At 63.6% G+C, this 18,505-nt stretch carries 15 protein-coding genes; 10 read left to right on the forward strand and 5 right to left on the reverse strand.

The annotated features are described in order from the left end of the window. The first annotated feature begins 1 nt into the window (after position 1). Positions 2-2,527, forward strand: a complete 2,526-nt coding sequence (locus ACTU46_RS02025; RefSeq protein WP_443378437.1) for an FtsX-like permease family protein — start codon at positions 2-4, stop codon at positions 2,525-2,527. Between the two features lie 43 nt (positions 2,528-2,570). Here the strand turns inward: ACTU46_RS02025 and rraA are convergent, their stop codons facing one another. From rraA to ACTU46_RS02040, 3 genes are all read right to left on the reverse strand, one after another. Beyond that, complete coding sequence (gene rraA, locus ACTU46_RS02030) at positions 2,571-3,071, reverse strand: ribonuclease E activity regulator RraA (RefSeq protein ID WP_443378439.1); 501 nt, start codon at positions 3,069-3,071, stop codon at positions 2,571-2,573. Between the two features lie 110 nt (positions 3,072-3,181). After that, entirely contained in the window at positions 3,182-4,588 is a 1,407-nt protein-coding gene (gene mtr / locus ACTU46_RS02035; RefSeq protein WP_443378441.1) for a mycothione reductase, read from the reverse strand. A gap of 177 nt (positions 4,589-4,765) precedes the next feature. Further along, on the reverse strand, positions 4,766-5,782 hold the full coding sequence (locus ACTU46_RS02040) for an alpha/beta hydrolase (RefSeq protein WP_443378443.1): 1,017 nt from the start codon (positions 5,780-5,782) through the stop codon (positions 4,766-4,768). Between the two features lie 395 nt (positions 5,783-6,177). On the opposite strand from ACTU46_RS02040, the gene mqo reads away from it, so the two are divergent. The 3 genes from mqo to ACTU46_RS02055 all read left to right on the forward strand — a co-directional run bounded on the left by mqo (position 6,178) and on the right by ACTU46_RS02055 (position 9,588). Beyond that, the gene (gene mqo, locus ACTU46_RS02045; protein ID WP_443378445.1) at positions 6,178-7,668 is read left to right on the forward strand and encodes a malate dehydrogenase (quinone); all 1,491 of its coding nucleotides are present in this window, start codon (positions 6,178-6,180) and stop codon (positions 7,666-7,668) included. A 123-nt stretch (positions 7,669-7,791) separates the two neighbouring features. Continuing rightward, a complete protein-coding gene (locus tag ACTU46_RS02050; RefSeq protein ID WP_443378447.1) occupies positions 7,792-8,538 on the forward strand; it encodes a DUF1648 domain-containing protein in 747 nt (248 codons plus the stop codon). A gap of 159 nt (positions 8,539-8,697) precedes the next feature. Next, entirely contained in the window at positions 8,698-9,588 is an 891-nt protein-coding gene (locus ACTU46_RS02055; protein ID WP_443378449.1) for a VOC family protein, read from the forward strand. 48 nt (positions 9,589-9,636) lie between these two features. On the opposite strand, the gene ACTU46_RS02060 is transcribed toward ACTU46_RS02055, so the two are convergent. Further along, positions 9,637-11,118 (reverse strand): protein adenylyltransferase SelO, encoded by a 1,482-nt coding sequence (locus tag ACTU46_RS02060; protein ID WP_443378451.1) that lies wholly within the window; start codon positions 11,116-11,118, stop codon positions 9,637-9,639. Positions 11,119-11,224: 106 nt separating this feature from the next. Between ACTU46_RS02060 and cobA the strand changes: the two genes are divergently transcribed. From cobA to ACTU46_RS02085, 5 genes are read left to right on the forward strand one after another with little or no spacing between them, the layout of a single operon-like run. After that, entirely contained in the window at positions 11,225-11,989 is a 765-nt protein-coding gene (cobA, locus tag ACTU46_RS02065; protein ID WP_443378453.1) for a uroporphyrinogen-III C-methyltransferase, read from the forward strand. 56 nt (positions 11,990-12,045) lie between these two features. Further along, positions 12,046-13,233 carry a sensor histidine kinase gene (locus ACTU46_RS02070; RefSeq protein ID WP_443378455.1) on the forward strand — a complete coding sequence of 396 codons (1,188 nt, stop codon included), beginning with the start codon at positions 12,046-12,048 and terminating at the stop codon, positions 13,231-13,233. Beyond that, complete coding sequence (locus ACTU46_RS02075) at positions 13,230-13,919, forward strand: response regulator (protein ID WP_443378457.1); 690 nt, start codon at positions 13,230-13,232, stop codon at positions 13,917-13,919. The genes ACTU46_RS02070 and ACTU46_RS02075 overlap by 4 nt, the downstream gene beginning before the upstream one ends. Before the next feature lie 59 nt (positions 13,920-13,978). Next, a complete protein-coding gene (locus tag ACTU46_RS02080; protein ID WP_443378459.1) occupies positions 13,979-14,878 on the forward strand; it encodes an ABC transporter ATP-binding protein in 900 nt (299 codons plus the stop codon). Between the two features lie 35 nt (positions 14,879-14,913). Then, complete coding sequence (locus ACTU46_RS02085) at positions 14,914-15,651, forward strand: hypothetical protein (RefSeq protein WP_443378461.1); 738 nt, start codon at positions 14,914-14,916, stop codon at positions 15,649-15,651. Between the two features lie 61 nt (positions 15,652-15,712). On the opposite strand, the gene yaaA is transcribed toward ACTU46_RS02085, so the two are convergent. Continuing rightward, positions 15,713-16,498, reverse strand: coding sequence for a peroxide stress protein YaaA (yaaA, locus tag ACTU46_RS02090; protein ID WP_443378463.1), 786 nt, complete (start codon positions 16,496-16,498; stop codon positions 15,713-15,715). Positions 16,499-16,662: 164 nt separating this feature from the next. Here yaaA and ACTU46_RS02095 point away from each other — a divergent pair, with 164 nt between their 5' ends. Next, positions 16,663-18,417 (forward strand): proline--tRNA ligase, encoded by a 1,755-nt coding sequence (locus ACTU46_RS02095; RefSeq protein WP_443378465.1) that lies wholly within the window; start codon positions 16,663-16,665, stop codon positions 18,415-18,417. Positions 18,418-18,505: the final 88 nt, after the last annotated feature.

Consider the following 18,505-nt stretch of genomic DNA (forward strand, 5'->3'; position numbering starts at 1 on the left):
CGTGCTCAGACTTGCCCTGGCGCAGTTGCGTCGTCGGTCGCTCCGCTATCTCTCACTCCTCTTCAGTATCTTCGCGGCGGTGGCTATCACCGTTGCGACGGCTGCCATCACCGCTTCACTGACGCAGTCGGTCACACAGATGTATGCCCGCCCATACACGGACACGGATGTGGTGGTGACCTTATCCACCATGGACCGCAGCACCGTGGACGCCATGATCGGGGCCTTCCATCAGGAACCGGGAATCGGAGATATCACCCTCGACGAAGTCAATGGCGCCGCGGTCGAAGTATCCGGCTCGCTCTTTGACAGCGGCTACTTCCAGACAATCGCCGAGGGGCCACAGCAATGGCGCACCGTGACGGAGGGACGACTCCCCCTCGGCCCAGGTGAGGTGATGAGCACCGATCCTGCGAGCGTCCTCGGGACTGAGTTGAAGATCCGGCCTGGTGGCGAAGGCAACCGTGTGACTGTCACGGTCGTCGGCAAGGCGGAGCCCGCGCCCCACGAGGAGGTGAAGGGGCTCAATCCTTGGCTGGTGGACCCGCAAGCCATGGTGGAATGGTTCCCGGAAGATACCCGGGGAGAGATCCGGATTGCCGACAGCGGCCAGGGTGACACCCAACAGGAGTTGGCGGCCAAGGTAGAAACCATGATGCTCGCGGTGGACGGGGCTAAAGGCCAGGTCAGCGCAGCACAGGGGCATGGTGAGGCCCTGTCGGCGGAATTCCTCGGCGAAAGAAAAGCCTATTTCATGCTGCTCGGAGCCTTCCTGGCGGTGGTGGCGGTGGTGGCCGCGCTAGTTATCTTCTCCTCTTATCTGGTCATCGCCTCGAAGCGGCAGCGTGAGTACGCCCTGCTTCGCGCCATCGGCGGAGGCAGCGGACAGCTGACCTTCTCGGTGATCCTGGAAGCGGTGCTACTCTCCGTTATCGGCTGTGTCTTCGGCGTACCCGCCGGTTTCTTCCTGGCACGTCTGGCAGTGGGTAATGCCAGTGAGATCGGGGTCAATGTCCCCATCACTGAGATCGTCTTGGAGCCCGCCGCCTATCTGCTCATTTCGCTGGTGGCCATCATCCTGACCATCGGTTCGGCGCTGCCTGCCTCACGCCGGGTGCTGCGTAGCCCGGTGGTGGCTTCCTTGCAGGCTCGTGGCCCGAAGTCCGGTAATTTGCTCGCCCCGGTGCTGTTGCTCGGCTGCGGTGCGGTCATGATCGGTGCTGGTTGGTTCGGGACAACAGTGCTTGATTCCACCTCTGCGGTGGAGACCGTGGTGGTGTCTGTGGCCTCTGCCGGACTGGCGGTCATGGGACTGGTGTTGGTGGCCTCCGGGCTCATTCCCTGGCTCCTCGCACTGCTCTCCGGGGTGTTGCAGAAGATCGGGGTTCACCTGGGGTTGGCGGCTAGCTTCGCCGGTCGACAGGTGCTTCGTTCGGCTTCCCTCGTAGCGATCCTGATGGCAGGCACTGCGCTGGTGGCTGCGGTGTTCACGGGCCAGGAGCAGATCAGCAGGAACATCGAGGAAAGCAGCGTCACCGGTAGCAGCGTGGATGTGGTGGTCGGTGGCGTCGGTGAAACCCTGACGCAGCAGACGGTGGATGAACTCGGTGCGGTAGAAGGGGTGGCTGCGGTGGCGGCACCACCAGCGGTGACCGTGACCGGCAACCAGGGCCGCGCTGACAATACCTATGCACTTGCGGCGGAGGACGCTGCGGCGGTGATCCGCGACCAGGGTGCACGACTTCCGGTCGCTGGCCCGAATCAGCTGATCCTGGGCAATCAATCGCCGCTGCGCGCCGGACTGGTTGCGGGATCCGTGACTGTCATTGAAGTTTTTGGGCACCCCTTCGAGGTGACGGTGCTCTACGACAACGCGGATTGGTCCATGATCGACCCCGGTATCGCGCAGCAGGCCAAGGAATTGGTGGCGCTGGAGCGGGGGGTCCCGGTGGAACAGGCACCGGAGCTGCCGATTCCGATGGCGCTGGTGCGGTTGGACGGTGCGGTAGATCAGGCGGCGGACGGTCCGACGATGACAGCGCTGCGCGAGCACCTCGCCCAGCAGAGCCAGCAGGTGGCCATCTCGGAAGAATTCGGTGCCCGGGCGAATGCCGAGGCACTGGCCTTCCGGGTGCTCACCATCTCCACCCTGCTGATGTTGGTGTCCCTGATTATCGCAGCGGTGGGAATCGCGAATACCGTGGCATTGTCCGTACGTGACCGTGCCCGTGACCGGGCGATCCTCAACAGCGTCGGCGTCACCCCGGTGGGGCAGCAGCTGGCCTTGGCACTGGAATTGCTGGCATTGAGCCTGCCGGCGGCGATCATCGGCGCCTTGGCCGGTAGTTCCTTCGGCGCCTGGATCGCGGCTGCCATCTTCAATGGACAGCAAGGGTGGAGTTGGCAGCCCGCTTATGCGGAGTTGCCGGTCATCATCCTCAGCGCAGTGCTGTTGACGGCCGTGATCGGGGCGCTGACTCAGCTCACGACGGGCCGGAACCGGTCAAACTCACCCACGGACCTTTGAGCCGGCTGGACTTCCCCATGCCCCGGCGCCTGGGGGTCAGTGCTCAGGCTGGTGCAGTAATCGGGACTTCGGTGACGATGATGCCATCGGCATCAGCGTAGAGGATGTGGCCGGGAACGAAATCCACACCGCCGAAGTTGAGGACGGCATCGCGTTCACCGATGCCGTCCTTCGCGGATTTGCGGGGATTGGTACCCAGGGCCTTGCACCCGAAGTCCATGGTGCGTACCACGGCGGAATCCCGGATTCCGCCGTTGATGATGACGCCGGCCCAGCCATTGTCCACTCCGGCCTGCGCGATCATGTCACCCATCAGCGCGGTGTGGAGTGAGGCATAGCCGTCGATGACGAGCACCCCTCCCGGGTTGGGTTCATTCAGGATCTGCTTGACCAGGCCATTATCCTGGTAGCAGGAGACCGTGGTGATCACCCCACAGAAATCGAGACGACCGCCGAAGTTCTGGAATTGTGTGTCGCAGCTGCGGGATTCCTCCGCACCGATGATGTCCACCAGGTCCGCAGTGGGGATGAAAGTCAGTGTCATGGCCTGAGATTATCGCTTCTCAGCCGAATGCACACCGGGTTCGGAAAAAGAAATCCCCGCCGGCTGTCCCGATGGACAACCTGCGGGGAGGTGGCGGCTCCGGGAGGTGCCTAGAACTCCAGGCCGAGGAGGGCGTTCTCGGTGACCTCAGCCAGGGCGGGGTGGATCCAGTACTGCTTGGTGGCCACCTCACGGACATCGAGGTCGAAGGCCATGACGGTGATCATCTGCTGGATCAGGCTGGAGGCCTGCGGACCCATGAAGTGGGCACCGAGCAGCTTGCCGGTGTTGCGGTCGGCGATGAGCTTGACCAGACCGGTCGAATCCTCCATTGCCCAGCCATAGGCCACGTCGCCGTACTTCTGGATCTTCACGGTGATCTCGAAACCGGCGTCGCGGGCCTCCTGCTCGGTCTTGCCGACGGTCGCGATCTGCGGGTGCGTGAAGATGGCCGCGGGGACGTGGTCATGCGGCATCTGCTTGAGGTCATCGGGGTTGAGCAGGTTGTGGCGCACGGCGCGGGTTTCGGCGTTGGCTACGTGCTTGAGCTGGTAGGGGGAGGAGACATCACCCAGGGCCCAGACCCCTTCGGCGGTGGTGCGGCCGAACTCGTCCACCTTGATGCGGTTGCCGTTCATCTCGATGCCGGCGAGTTCCGGTGAGAGCTGGTCGCCATTGGGGGTTCGGCCGGTGGCCACGAGCATGACCTCGGCATTGACCTTCGAGCCGTCGTCGAGCATGACGGTGATGCCGTCCTCACCTTCCACAGCGGAGGTGATGCGGGTGCCGAGGCGGACGTCGAAACGCTTGCGGGCAAGCTCGGTGAAAGGGTCGGCCAGATCCGGGTCGAGATGCCGGAGCAGCTTATGGGAGCGGTTGATCACGGTGACCTTGGTACCGAGTGCCTCGAAGACGTGGGCGAACTCCATGGCGATGAAACCGCCGCCGAGGATGATCATCGATTTCGGCTGCTGCGGCAGGCGCATGATGGTCTCATTGGTGTGATAGCGCACTGCGGAACGGGTGATCACATCCGGAATATTCGGGCGGGAGCCGGTCGCGATGACGATCTGCTCAGCGGAGATGATCTGCTCCTGCTCGCCCTGGCCGGTGCGGATGATGCGCGGGCCGAGGAAGCTGGCGTGCTGATCATAAACCGTGGTGTTCGGGGTCTCCGGGCCACGGCGGTAGGCTTCGCCGCCCTCGGCGATCTTGTCGATGCGGTTGATGAAGACCCGCTCGACGATGCTGCGCCAGTCCACGCTGTTGACCTGGGCATCGATGCCCAGGCGGGAGGATTCGCGGGTTTCCAGGGCGGTGTCGGCGGCGTAGACATACATCTTCGTCGGGATGCAGCCAACGTTCATGCAGGTACCGCCGAAGAGGCCCTTCTCAATGATTGCGATGGACATATCATCGTGTTCCGGTCCGGGGATGGAGTTACCCGAACCTGCGCCGATGATGATGAGGTCATAATGTGCGTCGACCTTGATATCGCTGGCCTTGATCTCGTTCATGTGACTCCTCATAAACCGCCCCGAACAGGGCGGACTTGGCCAGGGCTGATCCCGTGGCAAATGTAATTTGTTTTTAAATCTTCAAAGGCAGAGTCTATCAAATGGGGCAATTTCCATAGTGTCGATAGCGCCCTCAGGGGGCAACAGCCACAACACCGAAAATGTTCCCCGGAAGCACTATCCCCGGTGCTGATCAAGCCAGTCCGTGGTGGTTTCCAGAGCTTCATCCCGGGCATGTTTGAGGGAGAGGAAAACATCATGGCGGGCACCCTCGATGCTCACCACCTCCACATCGGAACCCAACTGCGGGGCCCACTTCCGGATCTGTCTCACATCGAGCACCGCATCGGCGGTGTCGGAAGCCGCGGAATAGGGCTTGTTCAGCCAGGACTTCGTCGAACACAACGTGAGTACGGGCACCCCGACATCCACCCCGCCGGCATGAATCTGCTGGTGTCCCATTACCACTGCCCGGGCCCAGGCGAGGAACTTCGGGAAGCCCTGCACTGGCTTGAAAGCCAGGTCGAAATCCCATTCCCCGTGGTGGTCCTTATGGATGGAGACTCCGTAGGAGCCCAGATTGCCGCCGGGCAGCGGTACCCCGCCGAAGCGTTTACCCAGCACCATCAGTGCGGGAATCGCCACCTTCAGGAAGGCCTTCGGGTACATCATGTCCAACCAAGGGGCATCGAGGATCAGGCCGCCGAGCCGGGCATGGCGCGCCGGGTCGGAGCGGCGCAGATGATCCGCCCAAAGTGTGATGATCAGCCCACCGGTGGAGTGGCCGATGGGGATAACTCGGGGATGGGTTGCGCTGAGGACATCCAAGGCGACGCTGAGATCGGGGTAGTAGTGCTGTAGATCATCGCAATAGTGCCAACGCTGATCCTCCCGCCGACTGCGGCCGCACTTGCGCAGGTCCAGCGCATAGAAGGCATAACCTGCCGCGTGGAAATACTCAGCGAGGTGGGTCTGGAAAAAGTAGTCGGTCATGCCGTGGACCCACAACAGTGCTGGGCGCCGGGCGAACTCGGCGGGATCGGTGCCCTCAGGGAGGTAGCGGACAACGGTTGCGAAGACCTGTCCCTCTCCCTCGGGGTCGCGTCCCATGTCCAGCGTGCGGGAGGTATAGCCCGCCCCGAGCAGATCGGCGTCCCAGTTGTCTTGACTGCCTTGTGATTGCGTCGAACTCATGGTCTCCAGCTTAGGTACTCGCACCCCAGCGCGCCCCGCGAACGCTTATCGACGCCGCGCCGGACCTCCCGCGCCGGGGGAGGCGCGGCGTCGATAACCGGCTCCTCGGACACTGTTAACCCGGACGGGGGAGGGGACCCCGCAGAGCGCGCATCGCGGTGTGCTGTACTCCGAAATTCGGGGGAGCAGATTGGGGGTGAGACTGCTCACTGCGGGGCATTTTCCGGCCCCATTGCCCGGATCGGGAAGGCCGGGGGCGTAAGCTTGTCTCGCGATGACACCGAGTGCGCATGCCGGAGTTTGGTGATGCCGCCGGTGAAGTTTAATCCCGAGCAGCCGGATGTGCCGGGCATCAGTCCAGGGAAACTGATTCTTAATACGAAGAGGTAGATGAAGTGTCAAACACACAGAAGATCACCGATGAGGTCGATGTCGCACTAGTTGGAGCAGGTATTATGAGCGCCACGCTCGGAGCCATGCTGCGCCAGCTGGAGCCGAGCTGGTCGCAGGTGGTCTTCGAACGTCTCGATGCTCCTGCGCAGGAGTCCTCATCGCCGTGGAACAACGCTGGTACCGGTCACTCCGCGCTCTGCGAGTTGAACTACACCCCGGAGAAGAACGGCGTGGTGGACATCACCAAGGCCGTCGATATCAACGAGAAGTTCCAGGTTTCCCGCCAGTTCTGGTCTCACCAGGTCACTGAGGGTGTCCTGAGTGACCCGCGTGAATTCATCAACCAGGTACCCCACGTCTCCTTCGGAAACGGCGAGGATCAGGTCCGCTACATCAAGAACCGCTTCGAGGCGCTGAGCCAGCACCCGCTCTTCCCTGGTATGCAGTACTCCGATGACCGTGCGGTGTTCGCCGAGAAACTGCCGCTGATGGCCGCCGGCCGCGCTGAATCCGACAAGGTCGCCATCTCCTGGATGGATGAGGGCACCGACATCAACTACGGCGCCCAGGCACGCCAGTTCATCGATGCCGCCCAGAAGGACGGCACCGAGGTCCGCTACGGCTCCGAGGTCAAGGACATCAAGCCCCAGGGCAACAAGTGGAAGCTGACCATCAAGAACCTCCACACCGGTGACACCTCCACCGTCCTGGCGAACTTCGTTTTCGTCGGTGCCGGTGGCATGGCTCTGCCGCTGCTGCAGAAGTCCGGTATCCCGGAGATCAAGGGCTACGGTGGCTTCCCGGTCTCCGGCCAGTGGCTGCGGTGCACCAATGAGGAGCTCATCGAGAAGCACGCCGCCAAGGTCTACGGCAAGGCCTCCGTCGGCGCTCCGCCGATGTCCGTCCCGCACCTGGATACCCGCGTCATCGACGGTGAGAAGGGTCTGCTTTTCGGCCCCTACGCCGGCTGGACCCCGAAGTTCCTCAAGACCGGTAGCTACCTGGATCTGTTCAAGTCCATGAAGGTCTCCAATATCCCGTCCTACCTGGGTGTCGCCGCGCAGGAGTTCGGTCTGACCAAATACCTGGTCACGGAGGTGCTCAAGGATCAGAAGGCTCGCATGGAGTCGCTGCGCGAGTACCTGCCGGAGGCCAGGGACGAGGACTGGGAGCTGATCACCGCTGGTCAGCGTGTCCAGACCATCAAGCCGTCCCGTGCGCCGAAGTTCGGTTCCCTGGAATTTGGTACCGCACTGATCAACAACACCGAGGGCTCCATTGCCGGCCTGCTCGGTGCTTCGCCGGGCGCCTCCATCGCCCCGGCTGCCATGATCGAGCTGCTGGAGCGTTGCTTCGGTGAGCGCATGATCGAGTGGGCCCCGAAGCTGACCGCCATGGTTCCTTCCTATGGCAAGAAGCTCTCGGAGAACCAGGATCTCTTCACCGAGATGTGGGATTACACCCAAAAGACGCTGAAGCTGGATCAGAAGTAATTTCCCCGGCCCAACACCCCCGCGCAGCTAATGCGCGGGGGTGTTCGTGTCCCCGGAGGTGTGCTTATCGGCAGCCCCGGGGATCTGGGTCTGCCCTTGAAAAGGGCTGATAGCTTGGATGGTGTGACTAAGACAACGGGGCGAATGCCCAACCTTCCCAAGATTCCGATGGACTGGAAGTGGATCATCGCCACCGTGGTTTCCACTGCGTTGATGGTGGCGGTACTCGTTGTCTGCTATTACCCCGGGATTCCGGATCCGATGCCCGTCCACTGGAATGCTGCAGGGGAGGCGGATGGCTTCCAGAAGAAGAGCATGGGTGGGTTTCTCGGAACGATTCTGCTCGGTCCGGGCATTCTGGTGCTGTCCCTGGCGGGGGCTGAAGCAATGATTTCCATGCAATCCGGGCACCTCACCGGCCCAGGCGGGGCGAAGACCCCGAATGAGGCCCACCGCACCTGGCTCGGCTATCAAGCCATGCTGAAGCACCTGGGTTGGTACATGTTTGCCCTGAACCTGTTGATCATGCTCATGCTGCTCAACTCCTACCGCGGGAACTTCCACCGGCTGGAACTGGCGATCTCCCTGGTTCTCATCCTGGCGCTGACCCTGATCTTCCTCCGGTGTCTGCTCCGGGAGCGTAACGCCGCTGAGGCACAGTATCCCCGGCCCGAGCATGAGCAGGGCAAAACCTGGGGCATCTTCCACAATGATCCCGAGGACAGTCGCATTCTGGTGGATACCGGCAGCGGTACCAACTTCACCTTCAACATCGGTCGCCCGGTGGGAAGGATCCTAGCGATCCTGCTGTTCGGGGTACTGCCCCTGGGAATGATCGTGTTGGTCGTCTTCTCAGCCCTGGCAGGTTAAGACACCGCGCGAGGAAATCGGGGCGGCAGCGTCCCGGGCCGGTGCTTTTCCGCGCTGCCGGGTGCCAGCAGCACTGGCCCCGGTTCACCATCGACGCGGCGATCACAGTGGCGTACCGTGGTTTATGACACATAAGCTACTGCGGCCAGGGAGCCCAACATGCAGAGAGTCATCCCCAATATCTGGATCCAACGCGTCGCTGATGAAGCGGCCGACTTCTACGTCAACGCCATCCCGGACACCCAGTTGGTGGATACGGTCAAGTATCCGGGCGAGGGACTACCTGATTTTCAGGCGGACTTTGCCGGAAAGACCCTGACGAACACCCTCGAGATCGACGGCTACAAGTTCGTGCTCATCAATGCCGGGGAAGAATTCACCCCGAACTCCTCGATCAGTTTCATCCTCAACTTCGACCCCTCCTTCCGCGCAGATGCGCGCGGTGACCTGGATCGGACCTGGGAGAAACTGACGGCGGAGGGCACCGTCTTCATGGAACTGGGGGAGTACCCCTTCAGCCCGCACTATGGCTGGGTCCAGGACAGGTACGGCGTGAGCTGGCAGCTGATGCTCACCAACCCCGAGGGTGTTCCGCGGCCCTTCATCGTGCCCACCATGATGTTCGCCGGCCCCGTCCAGAATAAGGCCACCGAGGCCACCGACCACTACCTGGCGGTGCTGCCGAATGCGGCCTTGGGGAACCGCGTCACCTACCCCGAACCCCAGGGGCCGGTGACCACTGAATCCATCATGTTCTCTGATTTCCAGATCGACGGCGAGTGGCTCGCTGCCATGGATTCCGGGGTGGAACAGCACACCACCTTCAATGAAGGGGTCTCCCTCCAGATCAACGCCGAAGACCAGGCTGAACTCGACCAGATCTGGTCGGCTTTGTCCAGCCTCCCTGAGGCGGAGATCTGTGGCTGGTGCAAGGACCGTTGGGGCGTGAGCTGGCAGGTCGTACCGGAGAACATCAATGAACTCATGGAGCGCCCCGGTGCCTATGAGGTGATGATGCGGCAGAAGAAGATCATCATCGACGAATACTGAGCTGAATACCGGGCCAGTACTGGGCCCGGGGGCTGGAAGTGCCGGGGGCTAGGTGCCGCAGAAGGTGGCGTAGTCCCCGAAGTCCGCCGGTGCCGGACCCTCAAAACGCTCGAGGCCCAGCCGCCGGTGGAAGGGGTCGGTGACCACCTCAAGTAACTGCCGGAAAGGACCGAGGTCGCGGTTTTCTGTGGCGGCCACCAGGGCTTCCTCCACCAGATGGTTGCGGGGGATATAGACCGGGTTGCGGGCACGCATGGTCTCGAAGTCCGGCTTCAGCTGCAGCCACTGGTCCAGCCACTCCTGTAGCCGGATAATGTCTTTGACCCGCAGGAGCATTTGGGTGGTCTCCTCATCGGAGGAGTCCGCCAGGGTGCGGAGAAAACCGGTCAGATCGGGCTTCTCCTCCTGCAGGATCGCCTCGAGCTCATCGAGGAGGGCGATGACAGACTCCTCCTGTTCGCGGTCCGGCAGGCCCACAGCCTCGGCCATTTCCACTCGCCAGGAAGCGCGGTAGCGCTGATTGTGCTGCGCCAGCTCCTCCTGTGCGAGGGCGAGTGCCTGGTCGGCCTCGGCGTCGAAAAGCGGGAGCAGGGTTTCCACGAAGCGGGCGAGGTTCCACCCGAGCACTACCGGCTGGTTGCCGAAGGCATAGCGACCTTGCTCATCGATGGAGCTGAAGACCGTGGCGGGATCATAGGAATCCATGAAGGCGCAGGGGCCGTAATCGATGGTCTCCCCGGAGATGGTGGTGTTATCGGTGTTCATCACGCCGTGGATGAAGCCGAAGCGCATCCACTTTGCCACCAGGCAGCGTTGCTCCCGGGAGACTGCACGGAAGAGCTCCAGGTAGGGTTTTTCGGTGTCGTGCAGTTCCGGATGGTGGCGCGTGATGGCAAAATCCGCGAGATTCTTGGTCAGCGCTAGATCGGCATCGTCGAGCAGCCGGGCGTATTGGAAGGAGCCGACCCGCAGGTGGCTGCTGGCCACCCGGACCAGCATGGCACCGTCGACTACACGGGTGCGTTCGATACGCCGCCCGGTGAGGATGACCGCCAGCGCCCGGGTGGTTGGTACTCCCAGGGCGTGCATCGCCTCGCTGATCAGGTACTCGCGCAGCATCGGGCCGAAGGCGCCGCGGCCGTCCCCGCCCCGGGAGAAGGGGGTGGCACCGGAACCCTTGAGGTGAATGTCGAAGAGCTCTCCGGTCGGGGTGGTGATCTCGCCCAGCAGGAGGGCGCGGCCGTCGCCCAGTCTGGGGGAGAAGCCGCCGAACTGGTGCCCGGAATAGCCCTGGGCCACCGGCTGAGCCCCGGCGGGAAGATTCTTGCCCAGGAGAAAAGCCAGCCCTTCCTCCGTGCGCAGCCAGGTGGGGTCCAAGCCCAGATCCAGGGCGAGTTCCTCATTGAGTACGGCGATCTCCGGGGCGGGGAAGTCCTCCGACTGCCAGGGGATGGCAAGTTCGGGGAGCTGCCCGGCGAAGTGACTGGAGAGGGTGGGAAGATCCGGGGTGGTGGCATCATTTTCAGTCATGTCTCCAGTGTGGCACAGCCGGTAGACTTTGTGATCAAGCTCTCTGAGCAGGTAGTAGACGGTGTAGTTTTATTATTATGAACAGAGCAGTCTAGTATGGGGTGTTATGAGCACTGATTCTCCTGCGCCGGCCCCTACCCGGCATGACCTTCCCGGCGTGACCCTGGTCGGCGGCGGCCCCGGCGCCTGGGACCTGATCACCGTCCGCGGCATGCGGGCGTTGCAGGCCGCGGACGTGATACTCACCGATCACCTGGGACCCACCGATGAGCTGGAAAAGCTCTGCGATGTCACCACCAAGGAGATCATCGATGTGGCCAAACTGCCCTACTCCCGTCAGGTCTCCCAGGAAAAGACCAATGAGCTGCTCATTGAGCATGCATCGGCCGGTAAGAAGGTGGTCCGCCTCAAGGGAGGAGATCCCTTCGTTTTCGGGCGCGGACATGAGGAACTGGTGGTCTGCCGGGAAGCGGGCATCCCCTGCGAGGTGGTTCCCGGGGTGACCAGCGCGGTCGCCGTCCCCGCGGCTGTGGGCATCCCGATCACCAACCGGGGCATGGTCCACTCCTTCACCGTGGTCTCCGGGCACCTGCCCCCCGGGCACCCGACATCACTGGTCGACTGGGCGGCACTGGCACGAAGTGGCGGAACCCTCTCGGTGATCATGGGGGTCCGCAATGCCGCCGCCATCACCCAGGCACTGATCGCCGGTGGGCTGAGCCCGCAGACCCCGGCCGCCATCATTCAGGAAGGCACCACCCAGGGACAGCGGGCCTTCCGCTGTGACCTGGGAACCCTGGGACAGACCATCGCCGATGAGCAGGTGTCCTCGCCGGCGGTCTATGTCATCGGCGAGGTCGCCGGACTTTAGACATCATCCCCAGGGCTGAGGTCTGCGGAACCGGTCCCGGGGTAGCGTGGAGCGCTATGACACGGCAGCAGAGACCTTCCCGGGGTTGGTGGCCGGAGCAGTGGGTGGGTTCTCCGGTCCGGGTGATTCTGATCCTGTTGGTGGGGGCGGGGTCCTTGAGTTCCATGACCCTGGGGATGAGCTCACAGCTCGGTGGAAATCCTTTCCTCGCCGGCACTCTGGTGGTGATCACCGTTGCCGCCTTTCTGCTGCACCCCCGGCAGCCGGAATGGGCGATCAGCACGGTTGCTCTGGCGCTCAGCACCGCAGTCTTTCTCCCCGGGTTGACCGAAAGCCTCGAAGTCGCCTGGGCGGTGTGTTACTCGGCCTATCTGGCCAGCGCCTACTCAAGTAGAACGAGGCGCCGGGTGTGGCTGGGCTGGCTCCTGCTCGGCACCAACGGTGCCCTGTTGACCCGTTTCGTCAATCTGGATGGGCCGAACACCACTACCTTCGAAACAGTGCTGACGATCACGGCGGCGATCGGAGCGACCTGCGCGGTCCTGGGATTCTTCTGGATGCTGGGCACCCGGCGCCGCCAACGCCGCGACCGGCTGGCCCAACTAGCGGAGCAGGCGCAGTTGGCCGGGGTGGTGGAACGGACCCGCATCGCCCGGGAGATGCACGATATCATCGCCCACAATCTCTCCGGGGTGATTGCGCTGGCCGATGGCGCCCGCTACGCCGCCGAGAAAGAACCCCAGGTGGCGGTGGAGACCCTGGCGACGATCTCCGCCACCTCGCGGCAGGCGCTGCAACAGATGCGCGGACTACTCTCAGTGCTGCGCGAGGACACCGGCCGCACTGAACTCTCGGCACCCGGCCGACGTGAGATCGAGGCGCTCTTCGCAGATGCCCGCCGCAACGGACTCGAACTCAGACTCAGCGGTTCCGAGGCACTCCCGGTGGACTTGCCGGAACTGGTGCAGTTCACCATCTACCGATTGATCCAGGAAATGCTGACCAATATGCTCAAATATGCCGAACCCCGGCGCGGGGAAGTCACCATGACCTCAAGCGAAAAATTGATCACCCTCCATGCCAGCAACCCGGTCCTGGAGCATCCGCTGAGCCTCATACCGCCTGCTGCAACCAGCGGTTATGGTTTGGTGGGCATGCGGGAACGGGTTCGCGCCCACGGCGGCCGGCTCCATACCGAGGCCGCTCGCGGGAAGTTCAGCGTGACTGCGGAGGTGCCGCTGTGATCCGGATAGGCCTGGTTGATGATCAACCCCTGGTGCGCGCCGGGTTCGCCATGCTCATCGGCTCCCAGGATGACATGTCGGTCCGCTGGCAGGCCGGTGATGGTGCGGAGATCCCCGCTCCCGGGGCCGGAGACGTGGATATTGTGCTCATGGATGTGCAGATGCCGCAGGTGGACGGGATCACCGCCACCCGCGAGCTGCTGCGGAACAATGAGGGTGTGCGGGTGATCATGCTGACGACCTTCGATGATGAGGAATTCGTCGGTGGTGCGATCGAGGGCGGGGCCTCCGGTTTTCTTCTGAAGGACGCCCAGCCCGAGGAACTGCTGGCCGCGATCCGGACGGTCCACCGCGGGGATGCGGTCCTCGCCCCGAAAGTCACCGCCCAGGTGCTCGATCGCCTGCGCAGACCGGAGATCCCGGCAGCTACCGCCCCTTCGCCGCATCCGGGATTACTGGACCTGACCCCGCGGGAACGGGAGATCCTCCAGCTCATGGCCCAGGGGTACAACAATGATGAGATCGCCGAAGCCGAGTTCGTCTCCATGGCCACCGTCAAGACCCATGTGCGCCATATTCTGATGAAGACCGGTTCCCGGGACCGGGTGCACGCCGTCCTCTTCGCCTACCGCACCGGATTAGTCAGCCCCGGGGAGCTACTCGGGCGGGATCATCCCCAGGGCTGAGTGACAATCTCAGCTCCAGGGTCGATTCTTTTCTGATCCCCGGGGACGAGCATGAAGGCATGCTCACCGTCACCAACCTGACCAAGACCTATTCATCGACGACCGCCGTCCACGATCTCAGCTTCACCGTCCCCGATGGCCAGGTCACCGGCTTCCTCGGACCCAACGGCTCCGGAAAATCCACCACTATGCGGATGTGCCTCGGCCTGGAACGGCCCAGCGAGGGAAGCGCGCTTTTCGACGGCGCGGACTTCCGCTCCCTGCACCGTCCCGCCGAGGTCGTCGGCAGCCTGCTCGATGCCGCCGGTTTCCACCCGGGGCGCAGCGCCCGGGCCCATCTGGCATATCTCGCCGCGATCGCCGGCATCCCCGCCACGCGTATCGACGCCGTGCTCGACCAGGTCGGCCTGACAGATGTAGCCCGGCGCAAGGTCGGCGGCTTCTCGCTGGGCATGAAACAACGCCTCGGCCTGGCCTGCGCGCTACTCGGCGACCCGCAACACCTGCTGCTGGATGAGCCGGTCAACGGCCTCGACCCGGAGGGCGTGCACTGGATGCGCGACATGATCCGGGCGTTCGCCGCGCAGGGGCGCAGCGTCCTGGTCTCCTCACACCTGCTCTCTGAGATGTCGCTGACCGCGGACCGGCTGGTGGTGATCGGCCGGGGACGGCTGATCGGGGAGGGGACGGTGGCCGACTTCATCGGCGGCACCGGCAGTCCCGTCGTGGAGGTGCGGGTGGACCGGCCGGAGGTGCTCGCCGCCCACCTGGCCACGCGCGGCGTCGGCACCCGCGAGGTGGAGGGTGTTCTCCAGGTCCTGGAGTGCAGCACCGCCGAGATCGGCGAGATCTGCCGGGACCTTGATCTCCGGGTACTTGGCCTGGGCGAGAAGATCCCCAGCCTAGAGGAGGCCTTCCTCGCCGCCACCGCAGATGTCGTCGACTACCGCGCCAGCTGATCACCCGCAACAACACTCATCTAAGGAAGAACTCCATGACCATTGTCAGCAGTGAGCTGATCAAGCTCTTCAGCATCCGCTCCACCTGGGTCTATCTCGCACTCATCACCGCCATGGGGGCAGCCGCGGCAATCACCCAGTCGCTGAACTACCAGACCTGGGATGAGGTACCGGCGGTCGGCTGGAATGAGCTGCTCATCGGGGCCGATTTCGCCCTGCTGATCATGATCTTCGCGGCCGCCGGAATCATCGGCACCGACCTCAGCCACAAGACCATCACCTGGAGTTACCTGGCGAACAACCACAGACGAATGCACCTGGCGGCACAGGTGAGCCTGGTGGCGCTCGCGGTGGTCCTCAGCGCGCTGCTCGGCGTCCTGATCGCGGCCATGGTCAACCTGGGCCTGGGGATCAGGATGGACCTGGGATTCAATGCCCAGTCCCTGGCCCCACTGAGCAGCGCGCTGGTGCAATGGGTGGTGTTCTCACTCTTATCCGCACTCTGCGCGGTGATCTTGCGCAGTGGGATGTTCGGCGCCATGATCATGTTGGCTGATTTCTTCGTTATCGAGGTGATGTTGGGGATCGCCGGCATCGCCTGGCTGGAGCCCGTGCTCAATCTGCTGCCGCTGGCCAATAGCAGGGTCCTCGGACTCGGGGAATTCGGCTCGGTGGATCACGGCCGGCTCGGTGCCGCGGTTATTCTCGGCCTCACGATTGCGGTGCTGGGCGCGATCGCTGCGGCGGGGGTCCAGCGCCGGGCGGTGCGGTGAGTCAGCCTCAATACGTTGAGGCTGGTGCGGTACCCGGTCCCTCACCGCGTCGGTGGTGCACTTAGCTTTTCGCCCCAACCTTGCTCATCCCCACCGTGCTGGCATTGCTCACCACCATGGTCAGCTCCGAGGTGGGGCCCAGCTCTACCGTCATCCCAGCCTGCTGTGCCACTTCGGCCACCTCAGCAATCTCGGCCGGGTCGGTGGAAGACTGCACCAGCACCCGCGCCAGCTGCCCCTTGTAGAACTTATTGAAGTGGCTGACCACCTTGCGGGAGCCATCATCCTGGATCGCCTCTACCCGCACAGTGACCGCTCCCGGCAGTTTCCCCAACTGTTGGTAGGTACCGCTGCGCAGGTCCACCACCAGGCCAGGAACCTCTGTCAGGGCGGTGGTGATCATCTTCCCCCAGCGGGCCTTCATCGTTGGCACCTTAGCCCCGGTGCCTGCCGCCTCCGGGATCTTGGACCCGCCGGAGAGTCGGTAGTGGGGGATCGGGTCACCGGCACCGACCACACCGAAGAGCGCCGAGCCGATGGCGAGGCGGCCCACTGCGGCGTCGTCAAGCGAGCCTGGGTCAAGGGCGTCGTAGAGCACCCCGGTGTAGCGGTGGATCGCCGGCATCGTGGGGGAGCCGAAGAACTCCAGGTTCGCCGCCACCTCATTGAACAGCTTCGCGCTCAACCCCAGGGCGGCCTGCATCTCGGCGGGCGGCATCGCGATCAGATCAGCCGCGATCGCGGAACGAACCGGGTTGAGTTCGGGGAAGCTCAGGGCCTCCCAGTCAAGGGCGGGACCGTCGCCGCCGAAGGCCTTGGTTTCGGAGGGGGGAAGCAGGATGAGCATGCTTGAAAGCCTAATCTCCATCGGTTTCCGGACCCGCGCCGGGTCCGGTGCTAACTAGTGATTCCGATGCTCCGGACACCGGGAAAACCACCCCGGGAACGCCCACCGAAATAAACTGACCCCTGCTGCGTCACTGTGCAGGTTAGGCGGTATATTGACTCACTATGATCACACGTCTGTCCACCATGTTCCTGCGTACGCTGCGAGAAGATCCCGCCGACGCAGAGGTACCGAGCCACAAGCTGCTCGTGCGAGCCGGTTATGTCCGTCGCGTTGCCCCGGGTGTCTACACCTGGCTGCCGCTCGGACTGAAGGTGCTGCGCAAGGTGGAGACCGTTGTCCGCGAGGAAATGGACGCCATCGGCGGCCAGGAACTCAGCTTCCCGGCGCTACTGCCGCGCGAGCCCTATGAGACCACCCACCGGTGGACCGAGTACGGCGGAGATCTCTTCCGCCTCAAGGACCGACGTGGCGTGGACATGCTCCTGGGCCCCACCCATGAAGAGATGTTCTCCCTGGCGGTCAAGGACCTGTACTCCTCCTACAAGGACTTCCCGGTCACCCTGTACCAGGTGCAGAACAAGTACCGGGATGAGGCACGCCCGCGCGCCGGGGTGCTGCGTGGCCGCGAGTTCATCATGAAGGACTCCTACTCCTTCGACATGTCCGATGCCGGTCTGGAGCAGTCGTACCAGAACCACCGTGCCGCCTACCAGCGCATCTTCAACCGCCTGGGTCTGGAGTACGTCATCTGTGCCGCCACCTCCGGCGCGATGGGCGGTTCCGCCTCCGAGGAATTCCTGGCCGTCTCCGAGACCGGGGAGGACACCTTCGTCCGCGCCACCGCGGGCGATTATGCCGCCAACGTCGAAGCCGTGGTCACCCAGCCGGGCATTGAGCGTCCGATCGAGGGACTGCCGGAGGCCGTGGTCCACGAGACCCCGGACTCCGAGACCATCGAGACCCTGGTTTCCTGGGCCAATTCAGCTGGCGTTGCCGTCGACGGCCGCGAGGTCACCGCCGCCGACACCCTCAAGTGCATCGTCGTCAAGGTCACCCAGCCTGGCCAGGAGCCGGAACTGACCGGCATCCTGCTCCCCGGCGACCGTGAGGTCGACCTGAAGCGCCTCGAGGCCTCGCTGGAGCCGGCCGAGGTGGAGCTGGCCTCCGAGGCGGACTTCGCCAAGTCCGATTTCCTGGTCAAGGGCTATGTTGGCCCGCGTGGACTGCAGGCTAACGGTGTCACCATCCTGGCTGATCCGCGTATCGCCACCGGCACCTCCTGGATTACCGGTGCCGATGAGAAGAACCGCCACGTCGTCGGTCTGGTCGCCGGCCGTGACTTCACCCCGGATGGCCTCATCGAGGCGGCGGAGGTTAAGGAAGGTGATCCGGCACCGGCGGGTCAGGGCACCCTGACCCTCCAGCGCGGCATCGAGATCGGTCATATCTTCCAGCTCGGCCGCAAGTACACCGAAGCCTTCGACGTCCAGATCCTGGATGAGAACGGCAAGCGCGCCGTGCCCACCATGGGTTCCTACGGTGTCGGTGTCTCCCGTCTGGTCGCGGTGCTCGCCGAGCAGCGCCACGATGAGAAGGGCCTGAACTGGCCGATCGAGGTCGCCCCCTTCCAGGTGCACGTGGTCATCGCCAACAAGGACGAGGCCGCCCGAGAGGCTGCCGAGAAGCTGGCCACCGAGCTCGACGCCGCTGGCATTGAAGTGCTTATCGACGACCGCCCCAAGGTCAGCCCCGGCGTCAAGTTCAAGGACGCCGAGCTCCTGGGCATGCCGCTGTCCGCCATTCTGGGACGCAGCTTCGCCGAGGGCATCATCGAGCTGCGGGTTCGTGGGAGCGAGACCATCGAGGTTCCTGCCGGGGATATCGTGGCGAAGATCCTGGAACAGGTCCGCGGCTAGTTTTTAGCGGTTTCCGCGGTTCCAGAAAAATGAGGGAGGGATTCCGGCTGTGCCGGAGTTCCTCCCTTCCTGCGCTGTCGGGATGACG

Source organism: Corynebacterium sp. A21, from assembly GCF_052266655.1.
Taxonomy (GTDB): Bacteria; Actinomycetota; Actinomycetes; order Mycobacteriales; family Mycobacteriaceae; genus Corynebacterium.

Coding starts and splice junctions, on each gene's coding strand:
- rraA (WP_443378439.1), bottom strand. CDS start 3,071: ATGACACTGACTTTCATCCCCACTGCGGACCTGGTGGACATCATCGGT.
- mtr (WP_443378441.1), bottom strand. CDS start 4,588: ATGAACGAGATCAAGGCCAGCGATATCAAGGTCGACGCACATTATGAC.
- ACTU46_RS02040 (WP_443378443.1), bottom strand. CDS start 5,782: ATGAGTTCGACGCAATCACAAGGCAGTCAAGACAACTGGGACGCCGAT.
- ACTU46_RS02055 (WP_443378449.1), top strand. CDS start 8,698: ATGCAGAGAGTCATCCCCAATATCTGGATCCAACGCGTCGCTGATGAA.
- ACTU46_RS02060 (WP_443378451.1), bottom strand. CDS start 11,118: ATGACTGAAAATGATGCCACCACCCCGGATCTTCCCACCCTCTCCAGT.
- cobA (WP_443378453.1), top strand. CDS start 11,225: ATGAGCACTGATTCTCCTGCGCCGGCCCCTACCCGGCATGACCTTCCC.
- ACTU46_RS02070 (WP_443378455.1), top strand. CDS start 12,046: ATGACACGGCAGCAGAGACCTTCCCGGGGTTGGTGGCCGGAGCAGTGG.
- ACTU46_RS02080 (WP_443378459.1), top strand. CDS start 13,979: ATGCTCACCGTCACCAACCTGACCAAGACCTATTCATCGACGACCGCC.
- ACTU46_RS02085 (WP_443378461.1), top strand. CDS start 14,914: ATGACCATTGTCAGCAGTGAGCTGATCAAGCTCTTCAGCATCCGCTCC.
- yaaA (WP_443378463.1), bottom strand. CDS start 16,498: ATGCTCATCCTGCTTCCCCCCTCCGAAACCAAGGCCTTCGGCGGCGAC.
- ACTU46_RS02095 (WP_443378465.1), top strand. CDS start 16,663: ATGATCACACGTCTGTCCACCATGTTCCTGCGTACGCTGCGAGAAGAT.